The following is a 22,839-nucleotide window of genomic DNA, read 5'->3' on the forward strand; positions in this document are numbered from 1 at the left end:
TAATGAGACTCTTTAGTTTGTCAACAGTCCCAATTGAAGATCCTTTTTTGTTAGTAGGTAATTAAAACACTTTTGTAACTTTTAGGTATTTGTCTAAGCACTAGATGTTTATCTTCCGGAAATTATTTTGGATGAAAAAGAGTCACAAAGACTAAATGAAGAAAGACAAAGAAAGCATGAAGAAGCAAATGTAAATAAAGAAAAATCTCAATTAATTCAACCATTGCAAGCTACACCACCGGAACTAGCAGAAGCGATCGTTTCACCGGGAACACAACTTTGTTTAACTGGTTCTTCGATTACTGCAAATAGTCCCTTACAGGGTGAAGTGTTTAATATTCCACTTCAAGGTTTTCCGACAAATGGAAACTCTTTTGGTGGCCTTAGTAGTGGTATAGCTGCTGATGCATCAATTGCTGGGGGAACTTGTAGCACATGTTTTAACCCTGCAGGTGATGACACTATCTCTTTAGACTTGACTTTTGATGTTCCGACAAATCCAGGTAATTTAACTTTTGATTGGAAATTTGGTGCAGAGGAGTCTCCAATTACATCTTTCAACGATTTTTTTAATGTTCTTGTTAATGCTGTCCCAATCCCTGGTTTTCCAGTTACCGTTAATACTGCTGTTTTATCTCCTCCGGTTCCAAATGATGTTTGTTACAGTCTTATTTCACCGATGATTCAGACAGCTTCCTTTGATCTCACTCCTTTTGCCGGACAAACAATCACTGTCACTTTTCAAGTTTCCTACTTTGGATCCGTCTTTGGAGACTGTGTTGTTGATAGTGCTGCCTTTATTGACAATTTACAGATTGAGGGATGCGAACCGCCAACCATTACCTGTCCAGATAACATCACTCAGGAAAATGACCCTAGTCAATGTGGAGCAAACGTAACCTATCCACCTCCAACAGTATCCGGCGGGGTTCCTCCAATTGACGTTGTTTGTACCCCAGCATCGGGATCCTTCTTTATCTAACCTATACGTGATTGCAACCAATAATGGGCCTTCCCCAGCTACTGGGGTAATCATAGAAGATCTATTACCGCCAGAAGTGACGTTTGTCTCTACATCGCCTAATTGTACCTTTAACCCTGCAACAAACACCGTGACATGTGAGACTGGGAATCTAGACCTGGAGAGAGTGCAACGTTCACCATTGCCGTCACACCGAACAGTGAGGGGATCATCACCAATATGGCCAACGTTTCTGGAAATGCATTACGGTCACCGAAAGTACTCAGGTTATACGGCCACTGATCAATTTGATAGGCAGGGGATTTTTTAGTTAAAACAGACAAGGAAACGCTCCTTAATTTGGGGTACGGAAACGATTTGAGTTCAGATGACATAACGGTATTTAATGATCCAGGTAGAAGTGGAGCATTTCCAGAACCTACTGTAAGTCCTGGTGTTACTGCTGTCTGTACCCCAGCATCTGGTTCATTTTTCCCTACCGGTACGACAACTGTCACTTGTATCGCTACAGATGCATTTGGAAATACCAGCACATGTACTTTCAACGTGAGGGTGCTTATAGATCCTTGTCGTTTTTTTAGCAGCAGATGCCGCCGAAGAAAAAGATGATTAAACCACATTTGAATATTAAAAAGGAATGAATACTCTATACAAATCTAGTTAAAATAAAGCCAAAGAGCCAAACTCTTATTCAATATAATGGCCCTATATTAGGTAGCATCCCAAAAATGTATTTAAAGTGTTAAGGGAATAAAATATTAAAAGCCCTATTTCTCACTGAAAATATTGAGAAATAGGGCTTTACTATACTCATTCACTTCATTGACTTAGAAAGACTAAAAAAGTAAAGTCTTTCCTAAATCTAATGTGTTGCACGATATTATTTTTTATCAAAAGACTTCATAAAACTATTACAAGCATCCATCATCTTATGCCCACTTTCAGTAGACATCATTTCCAACATGGGACTCATTCCCTGCTTATTCATCATGTCATTTTGGTTTGACGATGTTCCCTGAGCGAAACTAGTCTGACTAACGACAAACAAGGTCGCTAATACAAATGAAGCTAGAAATGGGATTTTTCTAATTTTCATGTAATCACCTCCTTCATTAGAAAGGTGTTTATCAACCAATTGATAGAGGTTGTCTACTCCTTTTGTTGAAGAACTTGTTTTTTTCTTCTAAATTCTTCCTCATCAATTTCACCTCTTGCAAGTCTTTCTTCCAAGATAAGTATTGAAGAATTATCCTTCTTTTTTTCTAATGGTCTTAAAATTAAGAGTAGTAGACCGTAAATTATAAAACCGATTACAATTATTTTAAGTAGTATCCAAAACATTCCCCAGCCCATCATCGAAATAAGCACCTCCTAATTTAATCACTATTGAGTTGAAAAGAATCTTATTATCCCATCTACCAATTGCTAAGGTCTTGCAAAATAAAAAAAGTAGTTGTTTGAAACGTATTTCGAAAGATTAGATTGAATTATTTACCATTCCCAATCTTCATCCATCACTCCAACTTTTTTCAAAATGTAACTTATTATAGAATTCTTCTGGCTTTCTAAAGCTTTTTCTGTACAGGAATCATGAGCCTCATACCCTAAATCTATTGCTTTACTCAAAGTTGTTTCCTCCAGATAATTAGTTGCATTTGAGCTTTCAAAACAAGGTGGAGCGATGTATGTGCTGTAGTTATGCTCGAGTATTATTCTAGTATTTTGTGGTGGTTTTAAGTTTAAAGGTATATAAAAAAGAGCCAAGATTATTATAAAAGTTATCCAATTAATGATAGCAATTTTTCTCATTTACTCACCTATTTCAACAATACTTTAATATCTTTAATCATTTGCTCATAAGGAACCTCTTGAGTACCCGAGTAATCCTTTGCAACTTTCCCATCTTGGTCAATCAAATAATAACTTGTCCCATGAACTACTTGATCAGAATTAGGATCCTCTTGAACAACGGTTTTAAAACTTTCTAGTGCCAATTCTTTTATTTCCTCCTGTTTATAACCCGTTAGAAATTGCCAATTTTTAAAATCTGCATCAAATTGTTTAGCATAACTTTTTAGCTTTTGGGGTGTATCAATTTCAGGGTCCACACTAAAGGAAACCAACTCAACCTCTAATCCTTCTTCTTTCAGCATTTGTTGTAACTTAGCCATATTAAAGGTTAAAGTAGGGCATACAGTATCACAACTTGTAAAGATAAAGTCCGCTATCCACACTTCCCCTTTCAAATCATTTAAACTGACTTCTTCATTATCTTGATTTACATATGAGAAATTTTTCACTTCCCAGTTTGATCTATTTTCTATTTCATATCCCGAACATGCTGTTAATATCAAAACAAAAACTAATAGAATAAACTTTTTCATCTTTTTTCTCACTTTCCCGCTCTTACTCTAAACAAAATAAGTAAGAGACCTTTGATTCTATTTAATGTTTTTCTTTATTTTCAGAAGTTGCACCTAACTCAGCCAGTACATTCCATTGACTGCCGCTTTCTTTTGTCTGGTAAATATCTTTTTTAAATGTAGTAAAAGTAATTTCTCTAGGGTTCTTAGGGTTTATAGCAATGTAAGAAATAGCATCCTCTTCTTTAAGTGAAGGAATTGAAATTTTATCTTGTTCCTTTGTTTTAGCATCCATTTTAATTAATTGACTCTTTCCACTGTAAACTCCCAAATATAAAGCTCCTGAGTTATCAAAGGCAACGGATGTTACCGGTGAGTTTAGCAATGGTTCAAAATTATTCCCATAATCCTTAGAATAATAGGCACCGTTATTAGTCGACACGACAACGATATTTTCTTTAGAAGGATGTACAGCTAAAGTTGCAGTCTGACCTTCTAGTCCATTCATTTCACTTTTAGTCCATGTCTTTGCTTCATCCAAGCTATAATATAGCCCATTTTCGCTCATTCTTGAGTTCTTCTCAGGATTAAACACATAGATTGCATGAGAATAATAACCAACCGCCATCCCATGGAAATCAATTTCACCATATAAATCTAGAGTATCAAGAGTTGCTCCTAAATCATTACTTTTCAATATACCAAAAGGATTTTTCATTGATGAACCTGGTGCAGGATGTCCGCTACTGTAAAAACCTTCGTCAACCATTGAAAAGCCCATATAATCATGTGGTTCTCCTGCATCGTTTGCAATCCAATTTCCTTCCTCATATACTTTTAATCCATCATGTGCAGGAATATAAAGGGATTTTCCATCATTGGAATATCCCATTCCGTGAATGTGCATCAGTTCTATCGCATTTTCAGTGTTTTGTGGTTTTGTGGAAGCCCCCCCTATGAAAGTCCCAATGAATAATACCAATCCTAATCCAGATAATATAAGATAATTTCTCGCCTTATTACTTAAAATCTTTCTTTCATCTGTTTTCTTTTTATTTAAAGCAGCAAGCTTTTTATTATAAACACCCCACAAAACTAATCCAATTATTATGACTACTATGGATATAATCATTCCATACATCATATATGTGTTTGTAGCTATCTCTTGTTTATGCTCTTCCTCACTTCCATGGGCATATACAGATAAAGGAAATATAACCGATACCAATAAAAGTCCAAGAACTGCATTAATTATTTTCATTTTTATTTCTCCTCATTCTAATTAGATAAAGAATCCCTATCACAATTGCAGGAGTTGCTAACCATATACATATGGTAGTGAAATCTTCTACAAACACGCTAAATCGATTTTGTACATTCACTGTACCCGACATTGCTAAGCAGCTTGCTCCTAAAAGTATTAAGCTGAAAGCTACTATATAATCTAACTTTTTCAATTCTATTACCTACCTTTTGATGATAGGGAAAGACACTGTAAAAGTGGTCCCATTATCTATCTCACTGTTTACATCAATGTCTCCATGATGGAGTTCAATCAGATTCTTTACAATCGCAAGTCCTAATCCACTTCCACCTAGTGCACGTGATCTTGATTTTTCCACTCGATAAAATCTGTCAAATACATAGGGAATATTTTCTGTTGGGATTCCAATTCCTGTATCTTTTACTTTCACTATAGCTCTCTCTTCAGCGGCAGTAATCGTTACTTCTACATAACCTGAAACTGTATATTGAATAGCGTTATCGATGAGATTAATAAAGATTTGCTCCAGTCGATATCCATCCCCCTCAATAAGACTCACATTTTCCGATGGGAAAAATTGAAGAGTTATGCCTTTATCCTTGGCCTTAAGACTTACTTTGTTAAAGACATTTTCAAGAACCTCATCAAGATCTACCTCTTCAAAATCCACTTGCAGTTTTCCTTCATCAAGTTTTGACAACTCAAAAAGATCATTAACTAGTCTTGACAGCCGTTTTGATTCGTCTTCAATAATTCTTAAATACTGGGACTGTTCTTCTTGAGAGTTAAAAAGACCTTCTTTTAGAATATGGGCATAACCTTCTAAATAGGTAATAGGAGTTTTGAGTTCATGTGAAATATTTGCAAAAAACTCTCTCCTATTATCCCTGAATGATTTTACTTCAACAGCTAACTCATTGATTGCAGTAGACAATGAACCTATTTCATCATTGGAATGAAGCTTTAGTTTTGTTTCTAAATTGCCTTTAGCAATACTTCTCGTTGCCTCTTCCATTTGCAGTAAAGGACTTGAGAGCCTTTTCGAGACAATTAAAATGATTCCTATAGCAATGAGGGAAGCTCCAATCCCAGCAAGAATAAGGGTTTTTTGTATTTGGTTGACAGAGGAATCCATCTGATTAAGGGATTCAACGACAAACACTGCTCCTAAAAAATTTCCTTTATAATTAATCGGTTTACCAACGCTAAGAAATCTTTCATTACCTAATTCACTTACCAGTTCTTCTTCTATGGGAATTCCTTCTGTTAACAATTTAAACTTTATGGAGTTTATGTTGCTTCCTATTTTATAGGTGTCATTACCTGAATTAGAAACGATTCTTCCGTGCTGATTGACTACTACTATATCTTTATTTGTAAGTTCTCCCAGCTTGTCAAGCATTTCAATAACATTAGGCTCTAAAGTATCTATCGAATGAGCATATTTTGTTGATAAGGAATTTAACTCTTCCTCGATCTGTTTATAATAAAATTGAATAAAAATTTTATTTGATACATATCCAAGAGGTAATAAAATCACCATAATAATCAGGAAGATAGTAACACCCAACTTTGTTACAATACTATTTAACTTCATAATAATTCCTTATCATACTCAAATTTATATCCTACACCCCATACTGTTTTGATTGGATTAAACGATAACTTAGATTTTTTTAACTTTTCTCGTATATTTTTAATATGTGTATCAATAGTTCGATAATCTAACACTTCATTTATCCCCCAAATTTGATCAAGGAGTTGATCTCGCGAAAATACTTTATTAGAATTCGATATAAAAAATAGCAATAAGTCGTACTCTTTGGGGGTGAGATCAACCGTAGAATGATTAGCTCTAATTATTCTTGATTCAAACTCTATCGTTAGGTCTTGATAAACAAATTCCTTGCCTGTGGGAGTTTCTTTCTCGAAACTTTTTGAGGACCTCCGTATGAGTGCGTTAACTCGTAAAATTAGTTCTTCAATATTAAACGGTTTTACTAAGTAATCGTCAGCCCCCACGCCAAATCCCTGAACTTTGTCAGTTATCTCCCCTCTTGCAGTGAGCATAATTATGGGAACATCACTAGTCCTTCTGACTTTTTCACACACTTCCCATCCACTCATATCTGGCATCATCACATCCAAAATAACCAAGTCCACCTCAGAAACCATTTTAGATAATGCCTCATACCCATCGGTTGCTTCTATAACGTTAAAATTCTTTGAGAGATGAATTTTAAGCAAATTCCTCATATTCCATTCATCATCAACAATTAGAATTGTTTTCTTATTACTCATAAACACCATGCCTTTTCACTAATCATAATGACCAATAAGTTATAGTATCTAGAATCCCCATTATAATCATTAAAACTCCTGTCGTTCGTTGAACAATGTTCCCTATCTTTCTGCCTCTTTTTATTAACACGCCACTAAACCCTAAATACCATATAATAAGCAACACAATAATTAAGGGAAGAGCTGTTCCAATAGCAAAAATGGTTGGTATAATAAAACCAATTGAAGTTGAAAATGCTACCGGCATTAAGCTAACAAAAAACAATACAAACATAGTTGGGCAAAAAGCTAATGAAAAACTTAACCCTAATAGAAAAGAACCTAATAGTCCATTACCCACCAAACTTCCAGGAACTGTAATAATATTTATACTCCCACTTATTCGGATTAATCCTAACATGAAAACTCCAACTATGACTAAAACTGGACCGATCACTTTACGAAGCCAAGGAAAATAGTAGGTTAACTCTTGTTGCACTTCTCTTCCCAAAACCCACACTAAAAGTCCTAATAGTGAAAATGCAACTATCTTCCCTAAAATAAAACTTATTGCATTTTGCCAACTAATCCTTTTTTGGATGGATTGATTACCGTATAAAAGCATAGCACTGATATTACCAGTAAATTGACACGGAGCTAAGGCACCGACGATTCCCAAAATTAATGCGTAAAAAACTGGCAGTGACTCCAGTCCATATAAAAGATTAAAGAAAGGCTCCATTAACCAAGTACTTAGCTGACTAAAAATATCATACAATCTTATCACCTATTAATTATTAATCCTTTTAAGATTATCACTAAAAATTGAAGAAATATTGAAGATTAGAATTTTTATGCAGTTAAGATTTGGAATTTCAGATAAAAGTAAAAGACCACTTATAAAGTGATCTTACGTTTTATTTGACTACTATATCGTGAGAAGAGCAGATGCTAATTTTCTGGTTTCCTTATTCAACAATCTGGCCCGATTGCGGAACAAATAATCCTGCCTATCAATGCAGGATTTTGATCAAACTTTAGTATAAATTATGTAGTGTTCTTTAGCAGAAGGAGAAATTAAAAGAATAAAGCCCATATATAATGGATAGTCATTAACTTAAGGAACTATGGGTTACATTTCAGTTGGAATGTGATTGAAGGAAAAAATTATAAGGCAAGACGAAAAGAGAGAAGGTAATTCCCTCATAGTTTTTTATTAATTAGTTGACCACAATAAATAAAAGCGTAAAACCCTAAGAAATCACACTTCTTTGAACCTCTGTTTTCTCCGTTTAACTGCATTATACTTAATGCCAATGATTTCAAAATTCCACCTCTTCCACAGTTCGTTCATGGAATACCGTGAATGGAGTTCATTTGAGTTATTTCCTTATCTATCAAAAGATATTTTCCACTTGCTTATACTTATTTCATTTGCTACTATAACTAACGAACGTTCGTTAAATTCTTGAGGTGATAGTATGAAAAGCAATGAAATTAAGGACGCAGCTCTAAAATATTTCACGATTCATGGTTATGAAGGAGCATCCCTTTCTCTAATAGCGGAAGAAGTCGGCATGAAAAAGCAATCCATTTATGCTCACTTTAAAGGAAAGGATGATCTTTTTCTGCAAGTTTTACGTGATGCAAAAGAGACTGAGCTCTCTTCAAAAATCCAATATTTCAGTAAAATTGATTCCCAAAATCCTAATAAAGATTTATATGGTTTTCTACAATTGATCATTGATCTTTTCCAAAAAAATGAGCAGTTAAAGTTTTGGCTGCGTATGTCTTTTTTTCCGCCAGCTCATCTTACACAAGCAATCGAAAAGGAAGTAATTGATATCGAGGAAAAGGTGCAGGCGATGCTTGAGAGTAAGTTTCAGAACTGGATCGATGCGAAAGCAATCATCGAAGATTCAGCAAAAACACCGACCCTCGCCTTCTTAGGAGTAGTCGATTCCATTCTGCTGGAGCTTGTATACGGCAATGATGAAAAACGGCTGAAGGAGAAATTAGAAGCCTCTTGGACAGTATTTTGGAGAGGGATTTCACATCATTGATTCATATAGAAAAGAGGTACTGATTCATGAAGAAAACAATAAAAGAACAAAAGTCAGTATTAATCATTCTTCTAAGCAATATATTCATTGCATTTCTAGGAATTGGTCTCATTATCCCCGTTATGCCGTCTTTTATGAATATCATGCATTTATCAGGAAAAACGATGGGTTATCTTGTTGCCGTATTTGCAGTGGCACAGCTTATTATGTCTCCACTCGCAGGACGCTTTGTTGACCGTTACGGCAGAAAGAAAATCATCATAATCGGCTTATTCCTTTTTGGTGTTTCAGAACTTATCTTTGGTTTAGGTAAGAATGTATCGGTGCTATATTTATCAAGGATTCTAGGGGGAATTAGTGCCGCTTTTATAATGCCAGGTGTCACTGCATATGTTGCAGATATTACATCCGTTAAGGAACGGTCAAAAGCGATGGGCTATCTTTCTGCCGCCATCAGCACTGGCTTTATAATAGGACCTGGCATCGGTGGCTTTATTGCAGAATACGGTGTACGCATGCCCTTCTACGTTGCGGCTGCCATTGCCTTTTTAGCATGCATTTCATCAATATTTATTCTAAAAGAGCCACTAACAAAGGAACAGCTTGCAGAGATTTCTGCTAATACAAAGCAAACAAACTTTATTAGTGATTTCAAAAGATCACTTAATCCGCTTTACTTTATTGCATTTATCATTGTATTTGTACTCGCTTTCGGTCTATCAGCATATGAAACTATTTTCAGCCTATTTTCTGATCACAAATTCGGATTCACCCCGCAAAACATTGCAGCCATTATTACAATAAGCTCCATCTTCGGGGTTGTTGTACAAGTATTTATGTTTGGTAAAATAGTAGATATACTTGGTGAAAAGAAACTGATCCAATTATGTTTAATTGCAGGTGCTGTATTAGCGGTGGCGTCCACTGCGATTACTAGCTTTTTGGCAGTGCTGGCGGTAACTTGCTTCATCTTCCTCGCATTCGACTTGCTTCGTCCGGCATTGACCACATTTTTATCCAAAGCTGCCGGGAAAGAGCAAGGATTTGTTGCTGGAATGAACTCAACCTATACAAGCTTAGGAAATATCGTCGGTCCAGCGATGGGCGGAATACTATTTGACATAAACATCCACTATCCTTATCTTTTCGCTGCTATTATTATGGTTATTGGCCTTAGTATTACAGTTATGTGGAAGGAAAAGCAATTGGGAGAAAGCTTAGCGAAATAATTTAAAAAAGCGCGGGCGACTTCGGCATAATCAGGACACAAATTCTTCCTGTTATCCATATGGATTCTTATATTTGAACAATGACCAAAAAGGAGTGAGGAACCATAGATACTATCTTATGGTTTCTCACTCCTTGATTTAGGTCATCCTTTTTTTTACCAGTCTTTTCAGAAGAACTTGTTTAGGTTCCTTTTTGATTTTGTCCCACTACATATTAACTTGTGCATAAATTTTACATCTCGTGGATTTCTTAATCATTTTCATGCATAAAATCAGATTCTTGTGCAATTTCCCAAAATTTTCGTGCACAAAACCAAAAAGTTGTGCATTACCACTATTCAAAACATGAACTGAGTCTTATAACTAGAGTAGATAATGAGATTACTATGGATTTGATATTCTTTATTCAATGAATTGCTTGATATTTTTTTTATTGAGTTAATTGTATCCTCATTTTGTAAAGCTCTAAGGTACCTGTTTTCATTATCACGTTCTTATCAATGTCAAAATAAAACCTCATTACTGTATTCTGTTTATAATCCACTCTGTTTACTTCCGCAATATTATTATCGATGTCTATCCTTACATACGCATATTCAACTATTGGCGTTATACTAGCTTTACTTGTCCAATTTTCATCCACTAGAACTCACACTGATCCTTGATAAATAGATGAACTGACTTAAATCGAATTTATGACTCTACTTCTTCAAGAGGACTTCTCTTTCTAGAAGATATGCCCCCTCTAAATATATAAACTATGGTCAAAAATCTATATAAAATGGTTGCGTTTCTTCATTCAAACAACATTCTATTCTCTGTCTGAAATTTTTCCAAGTCACCATTTCTAAAGCTTCCTCGATTGGGAAGAACCCCACTTCCAAACTCTCTGGAGAAGTTGTCAATTTACCTCCGACTGGTTTAGCTAGAAACAACGTGTTACAAATTGAACTACTTACATTTTGAAACACTCCACAAAATTTTAATACTTCAATATCTATTCCAGATTCTTCTCTAGTTTCCCTAATTGCAGCTTCTTTCAGCGATTCTCCTTCTTCAACTTGCCCCCCAGGCATTTCCCAGCCTCTCCGTGGACCTTTGATTAATAAAATTTCCCTTTGTTCATTAAGTACAATAGTCGCTGCTGAAATAATATGTTTTGGCGGCGTATAAACATCTTGTGTACTTTGTTTATTTGATATCAATAAACTTCCCCCATTCAATGGTTGATTGGTATATTATTATTTTAACAGGAATACTACTGAAAGAATGTCCAACTAAAATTACTAGTTTCTTTCTTTCTGCTTTATGTAATCATTTTCTGAGATTCTTTACAAATTGAACACTATGCTTTGGCATTTCGCTTTTACCACAAAAGCCTTATTTTTTCTTTTTCTTCGTCGATGAATCAAAAAAACCTAATGCAACCGCAACCGCCACAGCAATTCCAATCCAGGCACCAATACTCACAACTGCCACCACCTATAAAACCTTTACCTCTTTATACGTATGAGGCAATTCAATGTTTCATAATTTAATCATGTTTCTTTTTTATTTTGGCCTTATCGGATGTTAAAGACTGTGAAATAACCCAAGAACTTAAATGTAAGCATATTCGTAAAAGAATAATAGAAAAGACAATAGATGCTTATTTAATTTCTGACCCTATTTTAAGACCCGATTCTATAAAAGAAAAGCTGTACATAAAGACTGTGCTTTATCTCAATTATATAGTTATCAAAATAATAATTACTTCTCCACTAGGAGAGTTTCAATCTCAAATATTCCTATCCCATAAATCTGAAAAGGGCCTCATCGATTCGATAAGACCTTTTTCTGCTATCTCTTATTCCCTAAAAGTATCCCAACATCTCTTTATGGACGATACTACTCTTCAGCTTTTACATTCATTTACCTATGATCTTCACAAGGCTTACCGGGAATAATCGTCACATTCCCTTCACCTAAGTTCATTATAATACTAAACACGGTTTCCATTTGTTCATGCTTTAGTTGTGTCGGATCTTTATGACGGCAAATGGAGTTTGGGTAATGTGTATGGTCAGAAAGCCATTGTTTAATCGTTTCGACAGTGACTGGTTGATTATGTTCATCTATTTGTGTCATTAATGTATCAAGCCGTTGAAATGAATCCTGAATAGGATAATCTGGAACGTTAGTTTGAAGGTGAGCTGAACATATATGGTTTGTATGAACAACGGCACCATCCTTAGGTTCAATTCTACTTGTCCCACGGGGTGACACTTCTAATCCGATTGCATTCCCATCTTTAGAAGCGACTAAAAAGTGGGCTGGTGATGCGATTTGATCTGGTATGACCGTATCAAGTGCTTCATCGAAGGTATTAGACTCCAATATTGCTCTCAATCCAATATGAATCGGGATTTTTGGTGCCCATGTTTTCGTTTTAAGGGCATTTAAGCAGACCCCTATTCCTTCAGAATTACAGCCTATTTTTCCAATAATCCCACCTTCTGTCACCATTTGAATCCTCGGTTTATCCGCTTGGGTCATTTCGATTGATAAAAGGCTGTTTTGCTGTTCTTTTGTCCAATCCCAATTCTGGGCAAGCCATGTAGTTTCAGCTTGAATGGCTAGGGCGGAACAACCGTCATTTGCATTTGTCAGCGCAATTTCACTGCGTGCATTTAAGGTTAAAATGTCGGCAAATGAGACACCTGCCCCTTCGGCGATTCCCTCCATTTCGTCGATATATTCAGGGCGGAATTTTTCAATGGAAGGAAGATGCAGAAGGGCCTTATGATTCGCTTCCTTCCAAGATAGACGGCTATAACCATAGAATAGCTTTTCATAGGTTTCTAGACTTTGGTGAACCTCTTCTTTCCCTTGCCTTCCGTGCTGAACGCCAATATGATAGGCAGAGCCTTGGAGTTTTAGCTTCTTCAATTATAGATACCACCAGAAACTAGTTCAGAAAGCTGTTCGGTTTCATAAACCCTTTTCCCATCGATCATCGTCATTAGCACTTCAATATCTAAAATCTCTTTTCTTTCCGTATTTAGGATCGAACGGTCAAGGACAATAAGGTCTGCAACTTTTCCAGGTTCAATACTCCCTTTGAAGTCTTCTTCAAATGAAGCATAGGCCCCGTTTATAGTATACATACGAATTGCTTCAAGAATAGGGACACGCTGATGGATCCCTGCATCTTGGTTAGACTGCGATTTTCTATGAACCGCTTCATAAAGTCCCCGCATTGGCGAAAAATCGGTTACAGGAGAGTCAGAGCCGATAGCGGCCTTAATTCCATTCTGTAAATAATCATTTAGCGGATACATATGATTGACTCTCTCTCCATAGTGATGTAAATAGATATCTCCAAATTCATATAGAAATGCTGGGTTTGGAATTGGAATGACCTCCAATTCCTTCATTCTTTCAATGAGATCAGGCATTGCAACATCGGCATGTTCAATACGGTGGCGATGATCTTTTCGTGGATGAAGTTTATTGGCTTTTTCATAAGTATTTAACAGCATCTCAATGGCGGCATCCCCTTGTGCATGAGCCGTAATTTGCCATCCCATTTTATGTGCTTCAAGAAATAATTCGTCTAACTCTTCTTGAGATAAGTATTTGATTCCGTAATTCTCCTGATCACTCGTATATGGCTTTCGGGTTGCTATTGTTGGACCTGTACTACTGCCATCTAAGAATACTTTAACAGGGCCAATTTTATACTTTTCATCTCCTAAACCTGTCACAATTCCCGTTTTCAATACATCCTTTGCATAGGGAACACTTTCATTCAAAGCACAGTAGATAACGTAAACACGTTGTTTTAATAGATCTTTTTTTACAGCTGATTGCAGGGAACGCATATTGGCTGCACTTACTCCACCAGCATCATGAATACTAGTGATGCCTTTCTCTAAAAAATGTTTGGAAGCAATCTCATGTGCTTGATCAAATTCTTTTTCTGAATAGGAAGCAAGCCCTAACGTATTCATATGGGCGCTTTCTATTAATAATCCATTTGGCGTCCCATGTTCAGCCCGTCCAATCTTCCCACCTTCTGGATCAGGTGTATTTTCATCAATGTTGAAGATTTTTAAGGCATAGCTGTTTACTGCAGATATATGTCCACACGTTCGAGTGATGATGATGGGATGGTCACTTGATACAGAATCTAATTCTTCGAGGGTCGGGTATCGCTTTTCAGCTATCGTTTCATTATTGAAGCCCCATGCCCTTACCCATTCGCCTTTCGGTGCAGCCTCTGCTTTTTCTTTTAAGGCTGTCAATATCTTTGAAATACTGTTATTTTCAGGATCCTTACATGAAACGGCCAATTGATTGGTTCCATACATTGTAATATGGGCGTGTGATTCAATAAATCCTGGTAATAGCGACTTCCCTTGCAAATCGATAACATTGGTTGCACTTGATGACCATTGCTTTATTTCTTCATTCGTTCCGACAGCGATAATCTTATTTCCTTTTATAGCAACCGCTTCAGTAATAGTATTTTTAGCATTAACCGTGATGACTTCTCCGTTAATAAAAATGAAATCTGCTTTCATTTGTACCTCTCCTTATCAAAATATTTAATTAGGCTACAGGGCTTTGGTTGTGGGCTCTGTTGATTCTTCATATAATTCATCCACCATATCTGGGAAAAAGCGTTCAATCGTTGATCTGGAGGTTGGCTGTGTAAGTAGGGAGACGACAACGAATGTAGGAATGTTAATCATAAGTCCCCAGATACCTGCATGAATCCCTAACGGATGCGGAATCCAAACGGAAAACACAAGCGTTACAATGAAACCGGTAAGCAAGCCCCAAAACGTACCATGCTTTGTCGCTCTTGGCCATAAAAACATGCCGATAACAGCGGGAAAGGATTGGCCGATAAAACCGTAGCCGATTAATAGGATATAGACTAAACTTGCCGGCTGCATAATCGAAATGGGGGCAATGATCAGCCCCATAATCGGGAAAATCAATCGGCGTGTTAGCTTGCCAGTTGTTTGATCGTTCAATTTAAACAATGGCTGTAAAATATCTTTACTATAGCTTAGCGCTGTCGCATGGATACACGGCTCACTCGACGACATCGCCGCCGCTAGAGTACCTGCTCCCAGTAATCCCGCAATCAGAACAGGCATATTATCCACCGCCATTTGAATCGCAACGGCATCTGGATTAGCTAAGTCTGCATAGGTGAAAATCCCAATAAATCCAACGACAATCATCGGTAAACAAACGATATAAAAAGTGGGCAACATCATGGTCGCTTTACGAATAGCGTCCTCTGACTTTGCTCCCATCCATGAAATCCAGTGGGTCTGCCAAATCGAAAACATTGAAATGAGAATCGAAGTTGTCCAAAATTGAAAGCTCATATCCCCCAATGCCCCAGGTAATGTCAAAAATTGTGGTGCATCCTCTCTTACTCGCTCAAATACAGACGTAAACCACCAATCACCAGTGAATTGCTTTGTCGCCCAGATTCCAAAAGCCCAAGAGACAGCAAACATGAGAGCTCCTTGGAAAGCGTTGGTGATTCCTATTGCTCTTAAACCACTACGGAACAAATAAATCGAGATAATCCCTAAGGATAAAATGCACCCCAGCCAAACAGGGATTTTTCCAAAACTCATGACGTTTAATATGTAAGCGGCACCTGTCGTTTGTAATACAGCGTAGGCTAAAACACCGATTGAGGTAACAAAAGAAGCAAGTGCCCCCAAGCTCTTACTCTCATATCTGTCTGATATCGCAGATGCTTGTGTCACATGATTGTATTTCTTACCCAACATCCATACTTTAGGGCCGAAATACCAAGCCATAATCGCCATAAATGTTAAATAAACCACAACATATAACACGGGAACACCTTTCGTGTAAGCCCAGCCTGGTGCCCCCATAAACGTATAGGCACTAACTCCGCCTGCACCAACAAGTAAATACATCACAATCGGACCAATACTTCTTCCAGCTACTCCCCATTCTTCTACAGAGTCCATTTTTCTTCCTTTACCGGCACCTACGCCAAGCCAAACGGCAATAACCATATACAAGACAGTAATGATTAAAGGAATGATAGAGCCACTCATATTAATGGACCCCCATTCTGCTAGCTAGCCACATGATGGAGGTTGTCGTAAAAACAATGACATAGGACCAAAAAATAATCACCGGAAGTCCTAAAATGAGCATATCGGAATTAAATAGAACAATAACAGGCCAGGAACCAAGCAGGACATTAACAATGATCAAACTTAAAAAAATCCACCCTAATTTAGTTTTTGGTAAACGCAGTGTCGCTTTCAATTATCTCCCTCCTAAAATAAAAAACTTTCCATCTTTTCTGTCCAAAAAATTCGAGAGTTTATTTCGAGATTTCACCAGATTAGAAATTGAACACAACCTCAAATAATTACGAATATTATTACTATTCAGTTTATATTCATTCGGTTCGCTTTTCATGATACATTTTGCAACGCTAACAAGATAATAATTGGACACTTTGTAAACAAGCTGTCATTCAAATAGAGAAGGGAAAGATACACAAATTGGGATTCCCATGCTCATCCTTTCGATATCATTATTCAATTAAAACGCTCGATTACTTAATAAGAAAAATCCTGCACTGAGTACAGGATTTTTGATTAAGCTTTGCATTATATGGTTCAATTTTTTTCAATACGGAGTAACTTTATTTCAAAGCTACAGAAAGCGATTCCCTTCCTTGAAGACATGTCAACCTTATTTGATTTTTTTAGAAACTATATTTTGGTTTCAGATCACCTTTATATGGTTCATGTTCAACGAATATAGTTATGTCCTTGCCATCTTTGTCTTTACCAGTTCTTTTATACGTAAATTTATTATTATTAAGTTCGGTCAGTTCAAGAGCAGCACCATACTTATTATTTCCAATTGAAACATGGGCTCTTATTTTATTATCGTGTACAATATCGAAGTATCCATAATCACCCCGGCTTTCGCCTGTTTCACCATTGAAAAACTCATATTTATTCGTCTTGTCATCAAATTTTGCCAGACTTATAAACATTGAATTATACTTTGTTACATCATTGCCGTCTTCATCTATTACCTTTGTACCGTGCCAAAGGGTACTACCTAAAATTTTATCTCCATCAACGTCTTTAACAATATCTCCTGTAGTAGTGTTCAACTGCTTGTCCGGATCAGTAAATGACAGCTCTTTTTCTTTATATGGAACATGTTCAACAAACACCTCTACATCGTTGCCATTAGCATCTTTTCCCATTCTTTTATACGTAAAAACATCTTTATTTAGTTTTGTCATGTCAACAACAGCTTGATAATTCATTGATTCTGAAATTAATATTCTCTTCTTCCCATCATTGGTGATAAAGAATGTTCCGTTATCGCCACGACTTTCACCTGTCTTCGCATCAAAAAATTCATATCTTCCTGACTTCACATCATATTTCGCAAGACCAATGAAGTTTGCATTCTCTTTTGTTAAGTCATTATTTCTTTTGTCATACACTCTTGTGCCTTGCCAATTTGTGCTACTAAGAATGTTAGCCATTTCCTGTCCTTTGGTTAACTTATTTTCTTTTTTAGTCTCTTTTACAGTTTGTTCTTGCTTCTGTTTACTTTGATATTCTTTTGCGTCAGCACCAGCACTGCACCCTGTTAATACTAATGTAAACCCTAGCAGTATTGATGGTATTGTTTTTGCTTTTTTGTTCATTTTTATCTTCTCCTCATTTTATGATTTTAGAGTATTTTACATTCTTGTCTATTATTTAAAGTAGTGGTACGGTTTGATTAGAATCCTATACAATCTGTCTATTTTGCTCCTGCTTTTAACAAAATTTGTTCAATCTCTTTAAACCCCTGCTCACGTGCATGTTGTAAAGGAGTCACATTATTATTATCTGAAATGTTCACATCTGCCCCATGATGAATCAGCCATTGTATGGCTAGCTGTTGTTTTTCCCCTCCATTATTCAACACGATAGCTTCCATTAATGCAGTCCAACCCAGATTATTTACATGATTTACATCAATATCCGTTTTGGTGAGAAGCTCCTTGATGACCTCCACATATCCATGTTCCGAAGCAGGGATTAAAGCAGTTCCTCCATACCGGTTCGTTATCGAAGGGTCGGCACCTGCTTCAATCGTAAGTTTTAGGATATCTATATAACCTTCTGCACCAGCATACAAGAAGGGGTTATTTTCCATGTCATCCTGGATGTTTACGTCTGCACCAGCGTCAATTAGGATTTTTGCAGTCTCTACATCATTGTTATAAGTCGCAATCATTGTGGCCGTTCGCCCTTTTGAGTCCTGTGTATTAATATCGACACCTTCCTCAATCAATCTTTTTATTGTATCCGTTTCCTTCTGTCCAGCAGCTTGAATCAGTTGTTCATTCATATCTAGTTCCACCTTTATCTCTTTCTCCTGTTTATTTAGATCTCCATCTTTATCTGAGACACACCCCTGAAGAATGAAAATACATCCAACGACTATTAGCCACTTACACATGAAATTCACCAGCCTATCTCATTTATGTCAGCCTATCGATTTCTGCTCAACATATAGGGTAAGGTTCGCTGCTGACTAAAATCCTACAGCTTGAAAGAAATTCGCTTTACATTAGAACACACTTGATTAGTTGGATTATTTGTTTCAATTCAATATTCGTAATGGTAGCAATAGTTATTTTTTTGCTTTATAAAGTAGTTCACCCCTTACTGTTTCTAGAACCCATGAGAATAGTTCCTCCTTCATAAATTTTTCATTGAACTTTGTTACCACATCCATTATGTTAGTTCTTAATCTTAAACTGCCTCTAAATAAATTCTTAAAAAAAGATAAACTTTCCCATAAAATTTCTTAATATTTATAAAAAAACCGCCACCTTTGTGACGGTATTTCATTTAAACATTAAATCGGTATCCTGCTCCCCAAATAGTTTCCAAGAATTTCGGATGGGCAGGATCTCTTTCAATTTTCCCTCGTACTTTTCTGATATGAACGGTCACCGTTGAAACATCTGCTGCCGATTCTAACCCCCAAATATTTTCATAAAGCTGTTCTTTGCTTAATACTTGATTTGGGTGCATCACAAGAAACACTAACAAATCGAATTCTTTTGTTGTGAACGGGATTTCTTCTTCGTTAATATGAACTTTGCGTGCTGACCTATTAATCGAAATTCCATGAACGAAAATGGTAGTTGATTTTGCTTGATTTCCTGCTAAACGTTCATAACGCTCTAAATGTGCTTTCACCCTAGCAACCAGCTCACTTGGACTAAAAGGTTTGGTAATATAATCGTCTGCCCCTAAACCGAAACCTCGAATTTTATCGATATCCTCCTTTTTAGCGGATACAAACAAAATCGGAATATTTTTAACAGCGCGGATTTGTTTACATATTTCAAACCCATTTACTCCTGGGAGCATGATGTCCAAAACAATTAAATCATAATGGTTTTGAAGAGCCAGTTGGAGTCCTGCATCACCGGTATGCTGAATATCGACATGAAACTGATTAATTTCAAGATAATCTCGCTGCAGTTCTGAAATACTAACATCGTCTTCAATAAGGAGTATCTTTTTCACAGTACATCCCCTTTCTTCTTTAAGGAAAAGAAGATACTTGTCCCTTTTCCTATCTTACTTGCGGCCCAAATATCCCCTCCATGCTCTTGAATGATTTGTTTTGTAATCGCAAGTCCTAAGCCACTTCCGCCTGTCTGAGAATTTCTAGATTGTTCCGCCCGGTAAAAACGATCAAAAATGTAAGGTAAGGCAGCAGGCTCTATCCCTTTTCCATTATCCGTTACTTGTACAGTGACGTCATTCATTCCTTCATATAGAGAAATGGTAATGATCTTTTGATCCTTATTCATATATTTTAAACAATTGCTAATAAGGTTGGTCATGACGCGCTTTAATTTCTCCCTATCTGCTATTACATGTATCGGTTTGTCCATAAGATGAAGGTCAATCTGGATCCCATGTTGAAGTAAATCAAGATGAAGGTTTTCTACGTAATCCTGCATATAGTTATCCAGTTCAACGGTTTCAAAAGTAAAGGGCTCTTTTTTTAGATCCAGCTTGGAAAATAAGAACAGTTCATCTATCAATGAATCCATATATCTTGCTTTTTGGTCCACAGTTGATAAGTACTTGTCCATCTTCTGCGGCGTATTAGCTACACCATCTTTTATCCCCTCAACATATCCAATAATAGAAGTAATAGGAGTCTTCAAATCATGCGAAATATTAGATAGAAGTTCTTTTCGATTTTCCTCATACTGAATCTGGAGATTTACGGATTCTTTTAATTTTATTCTCATATCCTCAAACGCTCTATTTAATTGTCCGATTTCATCCTTTGAAGTAGCTTTGATTTTAAAATTTAGATCACCTGATTGTATTCTCTCTGCCCCTTTTCTAAGAATTGAGATAGGCTTGATAATGCTCCTTGAAACTAAATAATTCAACATCCCAATAATCATGATAAAAAGAAACAGCAAAAGTCCAGATAAAATTGGAAACAACTCTCGAATAAGCTCAGTATAGGAACTTGCCTTTCTTAATACGAAAATGCTGCCTTTACTTTTATCCGGAAAATAAAAATCAAATTTCACATAAGTAAAAAACAGGTCGTTAATTTTAATCGTATCTCTCGTATTGATGTTTGTTTCTTCAAATCCGGGGAGGGATTTAACCAATGCATGTTTGTCAAGAGCAGGGGAAGCATACTCAACTTTTGTACCCTTTCTTACAACAATCCCGATGTCCTCTTGCTCAATGCTTTTGAGTTCCTTTTCATTAAGAAGCTGTTCAGGATTTTTTTTAGCAAAAAGCTTCAAATCGAGAAACACACTTTCTTCTTCTGTTGTCAAAGGTTTTTGTACATACGTTTTTTTATAAAGATGTTCTATTGATTTTACATCGCCTGTTATGGCAAACATAATTAAAAAACCAGCTGCCAATAATAAAGTGATAGAAAAAAGGATCACCCCAACATAAGACAATAGAAACCTCATTTTAATTGACATCTCTTTCACTCACTCTGTTATAAATTTTCACAAGATCATTCCTTATTCTTATCATGCAAGATCCTTTTGTAAACCACACTATCCAGATTTAATAAGATCATTTTTTTCTAGGTTCTTTTCTAGAGTTTGTTGCTTTTAACAACATGGAAAATGCAGAGTGGATTGGTGCGGAAGGCATTTGACTCCTTCGGGATGCAGAGGAAAAGTCGAGACCCCGCAGACGGAACGTCGAGGAGGCTCGACTTCCTCCCCGCGGAAAGCAAGTACCTATAGCGGAAAGGAACGGTCAAATGTTTATTCCCCAAAAACAACAATCTCGCCGTAAAGAACCTTTTTCTAAGAAATTAAAAAAACCATATCATACAAATCTTAATAATTTCTAAAAAATAGATAAAAAATTCTTAAACATTTTCCAATAAACGACTTAGTAAGACCTGTTATCATCAAGCTATAACTAGTACTTTCCCCCGTTTGATCTATAATAACTCAAACATTTAAGACCAATAAAAAGAAACCATTTTGAAAAAAGATTGATCAAAATGGATTCTTCTTCAGTAGAATACTTTCCCTATCTTACTTTAAATATATTATCGGTTTAGGAGCATGAATATTGTTCGTTTTACATTCACTTCTGAATTCCGTATCCATCACAAATGATGTACATGTTTTCGGGAATTCGAACGGAATAAATTGCTGGAAGTTGTCCGGATAAAGATTTGCATTTCTGAATTCTCTATATGGATGATCAATGGGACTGTTTTCATGATTATTTTGTGTTTGCAGGTATTTAACAATGACATTGCCGATATATCGTCCTAGTTTGAGCCCTTCGTTATTATCAGATGGAAAATGAACGCCTCCATATAAGCGGCTAACCGCATCATCTTCAGCTATTTTCCGAAGCTTTTTTGCCTCTTTTGGGAAGAAATAGCTTAGCACGACTTCTGCACAACCTGACATGGTGGCATGACCGGATGGATAGGTTGGAAAACGCGGTGTACAAATAAATGTTTCCATCGTTTGATCATATTGATTAGGTCGTGCAACATCCCATTCATATTTCAAATCCCATACGACGATCATCGTGTCATTAATAGCAGACTGCACAGCAGCTAAGATCCGTGCTGCATAAGCTGGAGATACATCATACGTATCAATTAAGCGATCAATCACAGGCGTCCACTGTTTGGTAGGAACTCCAGTACCATAATAAATCGCAATCTCTTTTTCATAAGGGGTAAGTTTCTTTAATGTATGTTGAACAACTTGTAATTCTTTTTCAAAATCGATAAAGCTGGGATGTTTTATAGGGAATCGGAGCTTTCTTCCAGCTGAGTCAAGGTAATTTCCTTGTTTGTCACGTTTTAAATAAATGGTTGACCATAATCCGGCTTCAGGGGTAACCGGATCTGTAGGCGGTGTCCCTTCCCCTGCATAAGGTATCTCTGTCCAGCGTAAAAAGTTTTCTCTCAAGGTTTTCACCCTCCATTTTTGTATTCTCCATACTATGAAAGAATCAAAAATGTGAATAGGCTACTGTACAGATCAATGAACGAAAGAAACTCAATCAATTAAGTTTTTATCACCATC

At 36.4% G+C, this 22,839-nt stretch carries 23 protein-coding genes; 5 read left to right on the forward strand and 18 right to left on the reverse strand.

The window, feature by feature from the left end:
• Positions 1-127: 127 nt before the first annotated feature.
• Genes JOC86_RS19260 through JOC86_RS25360 form a run of 3 tightly spaced genes read left to right on the forward strand, consistent with a single transcriptional unit; the run spans position 128 to position 1,591 of the window.
• Positions 128-982 (forward strand): DUF5011/hyalin repeat domain-containing protein, encoded by an 855-nt coding sequence (locus JOC86_RS19260; protein ID WP_205174563.1) that lies wholly within the window; start codon positions 128-130, stop codon positions 980-982.
• Positions 983-989: 7 nt separating this feature from the next.
• Positions 990-1,292 (forward strand): DUF11 domain-containing protein, encoded by a 303-nt coding sequence (locus JOC86_RS25355; protein WP_205174564.1) that lies wholly within the window; start codon positions 990-992, stop codon positions 1,290-1,292.
• 47 nt (positions 1,293-1,339) lie between these two features.
• Complete coding sequence (locus JOC86_RS25360) at positions 1,340-1,591, forward strand: HYR domain-containing protein (protein WP_205174565.1); 252 nt, start codon at positions 1,340-1,342, stop codon at positions 1,589-1,591.
• A 271-nt stretch (positions 1,592-1,862) separates the two neighbouring features.
• Here JOC86_RS25360 and JOC86_RS19275 read toward each other — a convergent pair whose 3' ends face one another.
• From JOC86_RS19275 to JOC86_RS19310, 8 genes are all read right to left on the reverse strand, one after another.
• Positions 1,863-2,078, reverse strand: coding sequence for a hypothetical protein (locus JOC86_RS19275; protein WP_205174566.1), 216 nt, complete (start codon positions 2,076-2,078; stop codon positions 1,863-1,865).
• Between the two features lie 53 nt (positions 2,079-2,131).
• Positions 2,132-2,338, reverse strand: coding sequence for an SHOCT domain-containing protein (locus JOC86_RS19280; RefSeq protein WP_205174567.1), 207 nt, complete (start codon positions 2,336-2,338; stop codon positions 2,132-2,134).
• Positions 2,339-2,473: 135 nt separating this feature from the next.
• Entirely contained in the window at positions 2,474-2,791 is a 318-nt protein-coding gene (locus JOC86_RS19285) for a hypothetical protein (protein ID WP_205174568.1), read from the reverse strand.
• An 8-nt stretch (positions 2,792-2,799) separates the two neighbouring features.
• The gene (locus tag JOC86_RS19290; protein ID WP_205174569.1) at positions 2,800-3,366 is read right to left on the reverse strand and encodes an SCO family protein; all 567 of its coding nucleotides are present in this window, start codon (positions 3,364-3,366) and stop codon (positions 2,800-2,802) included.
• Between the two features lie 61 nt (positions 3,367-3,427).
• Positions 3,428-4,606 carry a F510_1955 family glycosylhydrolase gene (locus JOC86_RS19295; protein ID WP_205174570.1) on the reverse strand — a complete coding sequence of 393 codons (1,179 nt, stop codon included), beginning with the start codon at positions 4,604-4,606 and terminating at the stop codon, positions 3,428-3,430.
• Positions 4,607-4,811: 205 nt separating this feature from the next.
• A complete protein-coding gene (locus tag JOC86_RS19300; protein WP_205174571.1) occupies positions 4,812-6,152 on the reverse strand; it encodes a sensor histidine kinase in 1,341 nt (446 codons plus the stop codon).
• A 50-nt stretch (positions 6,153-6,202) separates the two neighbouring features.
• A complete protein-coding gene (locus JOC86_RS19305; RefSeq protein WP_205174572.1) occupies positions 6,203-6,910 on the reverse strand; it encodes a response regulator transcription factor in 708 nt (235 codons plus the stop codon).
• 22 nt (positions 6,911-6,932) lie between these two features.
• Complete coding sequence (locus JOC86_RS19310) at positions 6,933-7,667, reverse strand: urease accessory protein UreH domain-containing protein (RefSeq protein ID WP_205174573.1); 735 nt, start codon at positions 7,665-7,667, stop codon at positions 6,933-6,935.
• A 703-nt stretch (positions 7,668-8,370) separates the two neighbouring features.
• Between JOC86_RS19310 and JOC86_RS19315 the strand changes: the two genes are divergently transcribed.
• Complete coding sequence (locus JOC86_RS19315; protein WP_205174574.1) at positions 8,371-8,952, forward strand: TetR/AcrR family transcriptional regulator; 582 nt, start codon at positions 8,371-8,373, stop codon at positions 8,950-8,952.
• Positions 8,953-8,978: 26 nt separating this feature from the next.
• Positions 8,979-10,181, forward strand: coding sequence for an MFS transporter (locus JOC86_RS19320; RefSeq protein WP_205174575.1), 1,203 nt, complete (start codon positions 8,979-8,981; stop codon positions 10,179-10,181).
• A gap of 764 nt (positions 10,182-10,945) precedes the next feature.
• On the opposite strand, the gene JOC86_RS19325 is transcribed toward JOC86_RS19320, so the two are convergent.
• From JOC86_RS19325 to JOC86_RS19370, 10 genes are all read right to left on the reverse strand, one after another.
• Complete coding sequence (locus tag JOC86_RS19325; protein ID WP_239587709.1) at positions 10,946-11,386, reverse strand: NUDIX hydrolase; 441 nt, start codon at positions 11,384-11,386, stop codon at positions 10,946-10,948.
• A 706-nt stretch (positions 11,387-12,092) separates the two neighbouring features.
• Complete coding sequence (locus tag JOC86_RS19330) at positions 12,093-13,109, reverse strand: C45 family autoproteolytic acyltransferase/hydrolase (protein WP_205174576.1); 1,017 nt, start codon at positions 13,107-13,109, stop codon at positions 12,093-12,095.
• The gene (locus JOC86_RS19335; RefSeq protein ID WP_205174577.1) at positions 13,106-14,746 is read right to left on the reverse strand and encodes an amidohydrolase; all 1,641 of its coding nucleotides are present in this window, start codon (positions 14,744-14,746) and stop codon (positions 13,106-13,108) included. Before JOC86_RS19335 ends, JOC86_RS19330 begins: the two co-directional genes overlap by 4 nt.
• Positions 14,747-14,779: 33 nt before the next feature.
• Positions 14,780-16,282: a sodium:solute symporter family protein gene (locus JOC86_RS19340; protein WP_205174578.1), complete on the reverse strand. Its 1,503-nt coding sequence runs from the start codon at positions 16,280-16,282 to the stop codon at positions 14,780-14,782.
• 1 nt (position 16,283) lies between these two features.
• The gene (locus tag JOC86_RS19345; protein ID WP_205174579.1) at positions 16,284-16,499 is read right to left on the reverse strand and encodes a hypothetical protein; all 216 of its coding nucleotides are present in this window, start codon (positions 16,497-16,499) and stop codon (positions 16,284-16,286) included.
• Between the two features lie 448 nt (positions 16,500-16,947).
• Positions 16,948-17,916 (reverse strand): DUF4822 domain-containing protein, encoded by a 969-nt coding sequence (locus JOC86_RS19350; protein ID WP_205174580.1) that lies wholly within the window; start codon positions 17,914-17,916, stop codon positions 16,948-16,950.
• 98 nt (positions 17,917-18,014) lie between these two features.
• Complete coding sequence (locus JOC86_RS19355; RefSeq protein ID WP_205174581.1) at positions 18,015-18,719, reverse strand: ankyrin repeat domain-containing protein; 705 nt, start codon at positions 18,717-18,719, stop codon at positions 18,015-18,017.
• 395 nt (positions 18,720-19,114) lie between these two features.
• Complete coding sequence (locus tag JOC86_RS19360) at positions 19,115-19,801, reverse strand: response regulator (RefSeq protein ID WP_205174582.1); 687 nt, start codon at positions 19,799-19,801, stop codon at positions 19,115-19,117.
• On the reverse strand, positions 19,798-21,249 hold the full coding sequence (locus JOC86_RS19365) for a sensor histidine kinase (protein WP_205174722.1): 1,452 nt from the start codon (positions 21,247-21,249) through the stop codon (positions 19,798-19,800). The genes JOC86_RS19360 and JOC86_RS19365 overlap by 4 nt, the downstream gene beginning before the upstream one ends.
• Positions 21,250-21,822: 573 nt before the next feature.
• Positions 21,823-22,731 carry a vanadium-dependent haloperoxidase gene (locus tag JOC86_RS19370; protein WP_419096113.1) on the reverse strand — a complete coding sequence of 303 codons (909 nt, stop codon included), beginning with the start codon at positions 22,729-22,731 and terminating at the stop codon, positions 21,823-21,825.
• Positions 22,732-22,839: the final 108 nt, after the last annotated feature.

The sequence above is a fragment of the Rossellomorea pakistanensis genome (assembly GCF_016908495.1).
Lineage (GTDB): Bacteria > Bacillota > Bacilli > Bacillales > Bacillaceae_B > Rossellomorea > Rossellomorea pakistanensis.

Bases quoted from the DNA above. Each gene is read 5' to 3' on its own strand.
- JOC86_RS19295 (WP_205174570.1), bottom strand. From the start codon at position 4,606: ATGAAAATAATTAATGCAGTTCTTGGACTTTTATTGGTATCGGTTATA.
- JOC86_RS19355 (WP_205174581.1), bottom strand. From the start codon at position 18,719: ATGTGTAAGTGGCTAATAGTCGTTGGATGTATTTTCATTCTTCAGGGG.
- JOC86_RS19365 (WP_205174722.1), bottom strand. From the start codon at position 21,249: ATGTCAATTAAAATGAGGTTTCTATTGTCTTATGTTGGGGTGATCCTT.
- JOC86_RS19340 (WP_205174578.1), bottom strand. From the start codon at position 16,282: ATGAGTGGCTCTATCATTCCTTTAATCATTACTGTCTTGTATATGGTT.
- JOC86_RS19305 (WP_205174572.1), bottom strand. From the start codon at position 6,910: ATGAGTAATAAGAAAACAATTCTAATTGTTGATGATGAATGGAATATG.
- JOC86_RS19275 (WP_205174566.1), bottom strand. From the start codon at position 2,078: ATGAAAATTAGAAAAATCCCATTTCTAGCTTCATTTGTATTAGCGACC.
- JOC86_RS19335 (WP_205174577.1), bottom strand. From the start codon at position 14,746: ATGAAAGCAGATTTCATTTTTATTAACGGAGAAGTCATCACGGTTAAT.
- JOC86_RS19300 (WP_205174571.1), bottom strand. From the start codon at position 6,152: ATGGTGATTTTATTACCTCTTGGATATGTATCAAATAAAATTTTTATT.
- JOC86_RS19315 (WP_205174574.1), top strand. From the start codon at position 8,371: ATGAAAAGCAATGAAATTAAGGACGCAGCTCTAAAATATTTCACGATT.
- JOC86_RS19320 (WP_205174575.1), top strand. From the start codon at position 8,979: ATGAAGAAAACAATAAAAGAACAAAAGTCAGTATTAATCATTCTTCTA.
- JOC86_RS19280 (WP_205174567.1), bottom strand. From the start codon at position 2,338: ATGATGGGCTGGGGAATGTTTTGGATACTACTTAAAATAATTGTAATC.
- JOC86_RS19350 (WP_205174580.1), bottom strand. From the start codon at position 17,916: ATGAACAAAAAAGCAAAAACAATACCATCAATACTGCTAGGGTTTACA.
- JOC86_RS19290 (WP_205174569.1), bottom strand. From the start codon at position 3,366: ATGAAAAAGTTTATTCTATTAGTTTTTGTTTTGATATTAACAGCATGT.
- JOC86_RS19285 (WP_205174568.1), bottom strand. From the start codon at position 2,791: ATGAGAAAAATTGCTATCATTAATTGGATAACTTTTATAATAATCTTG.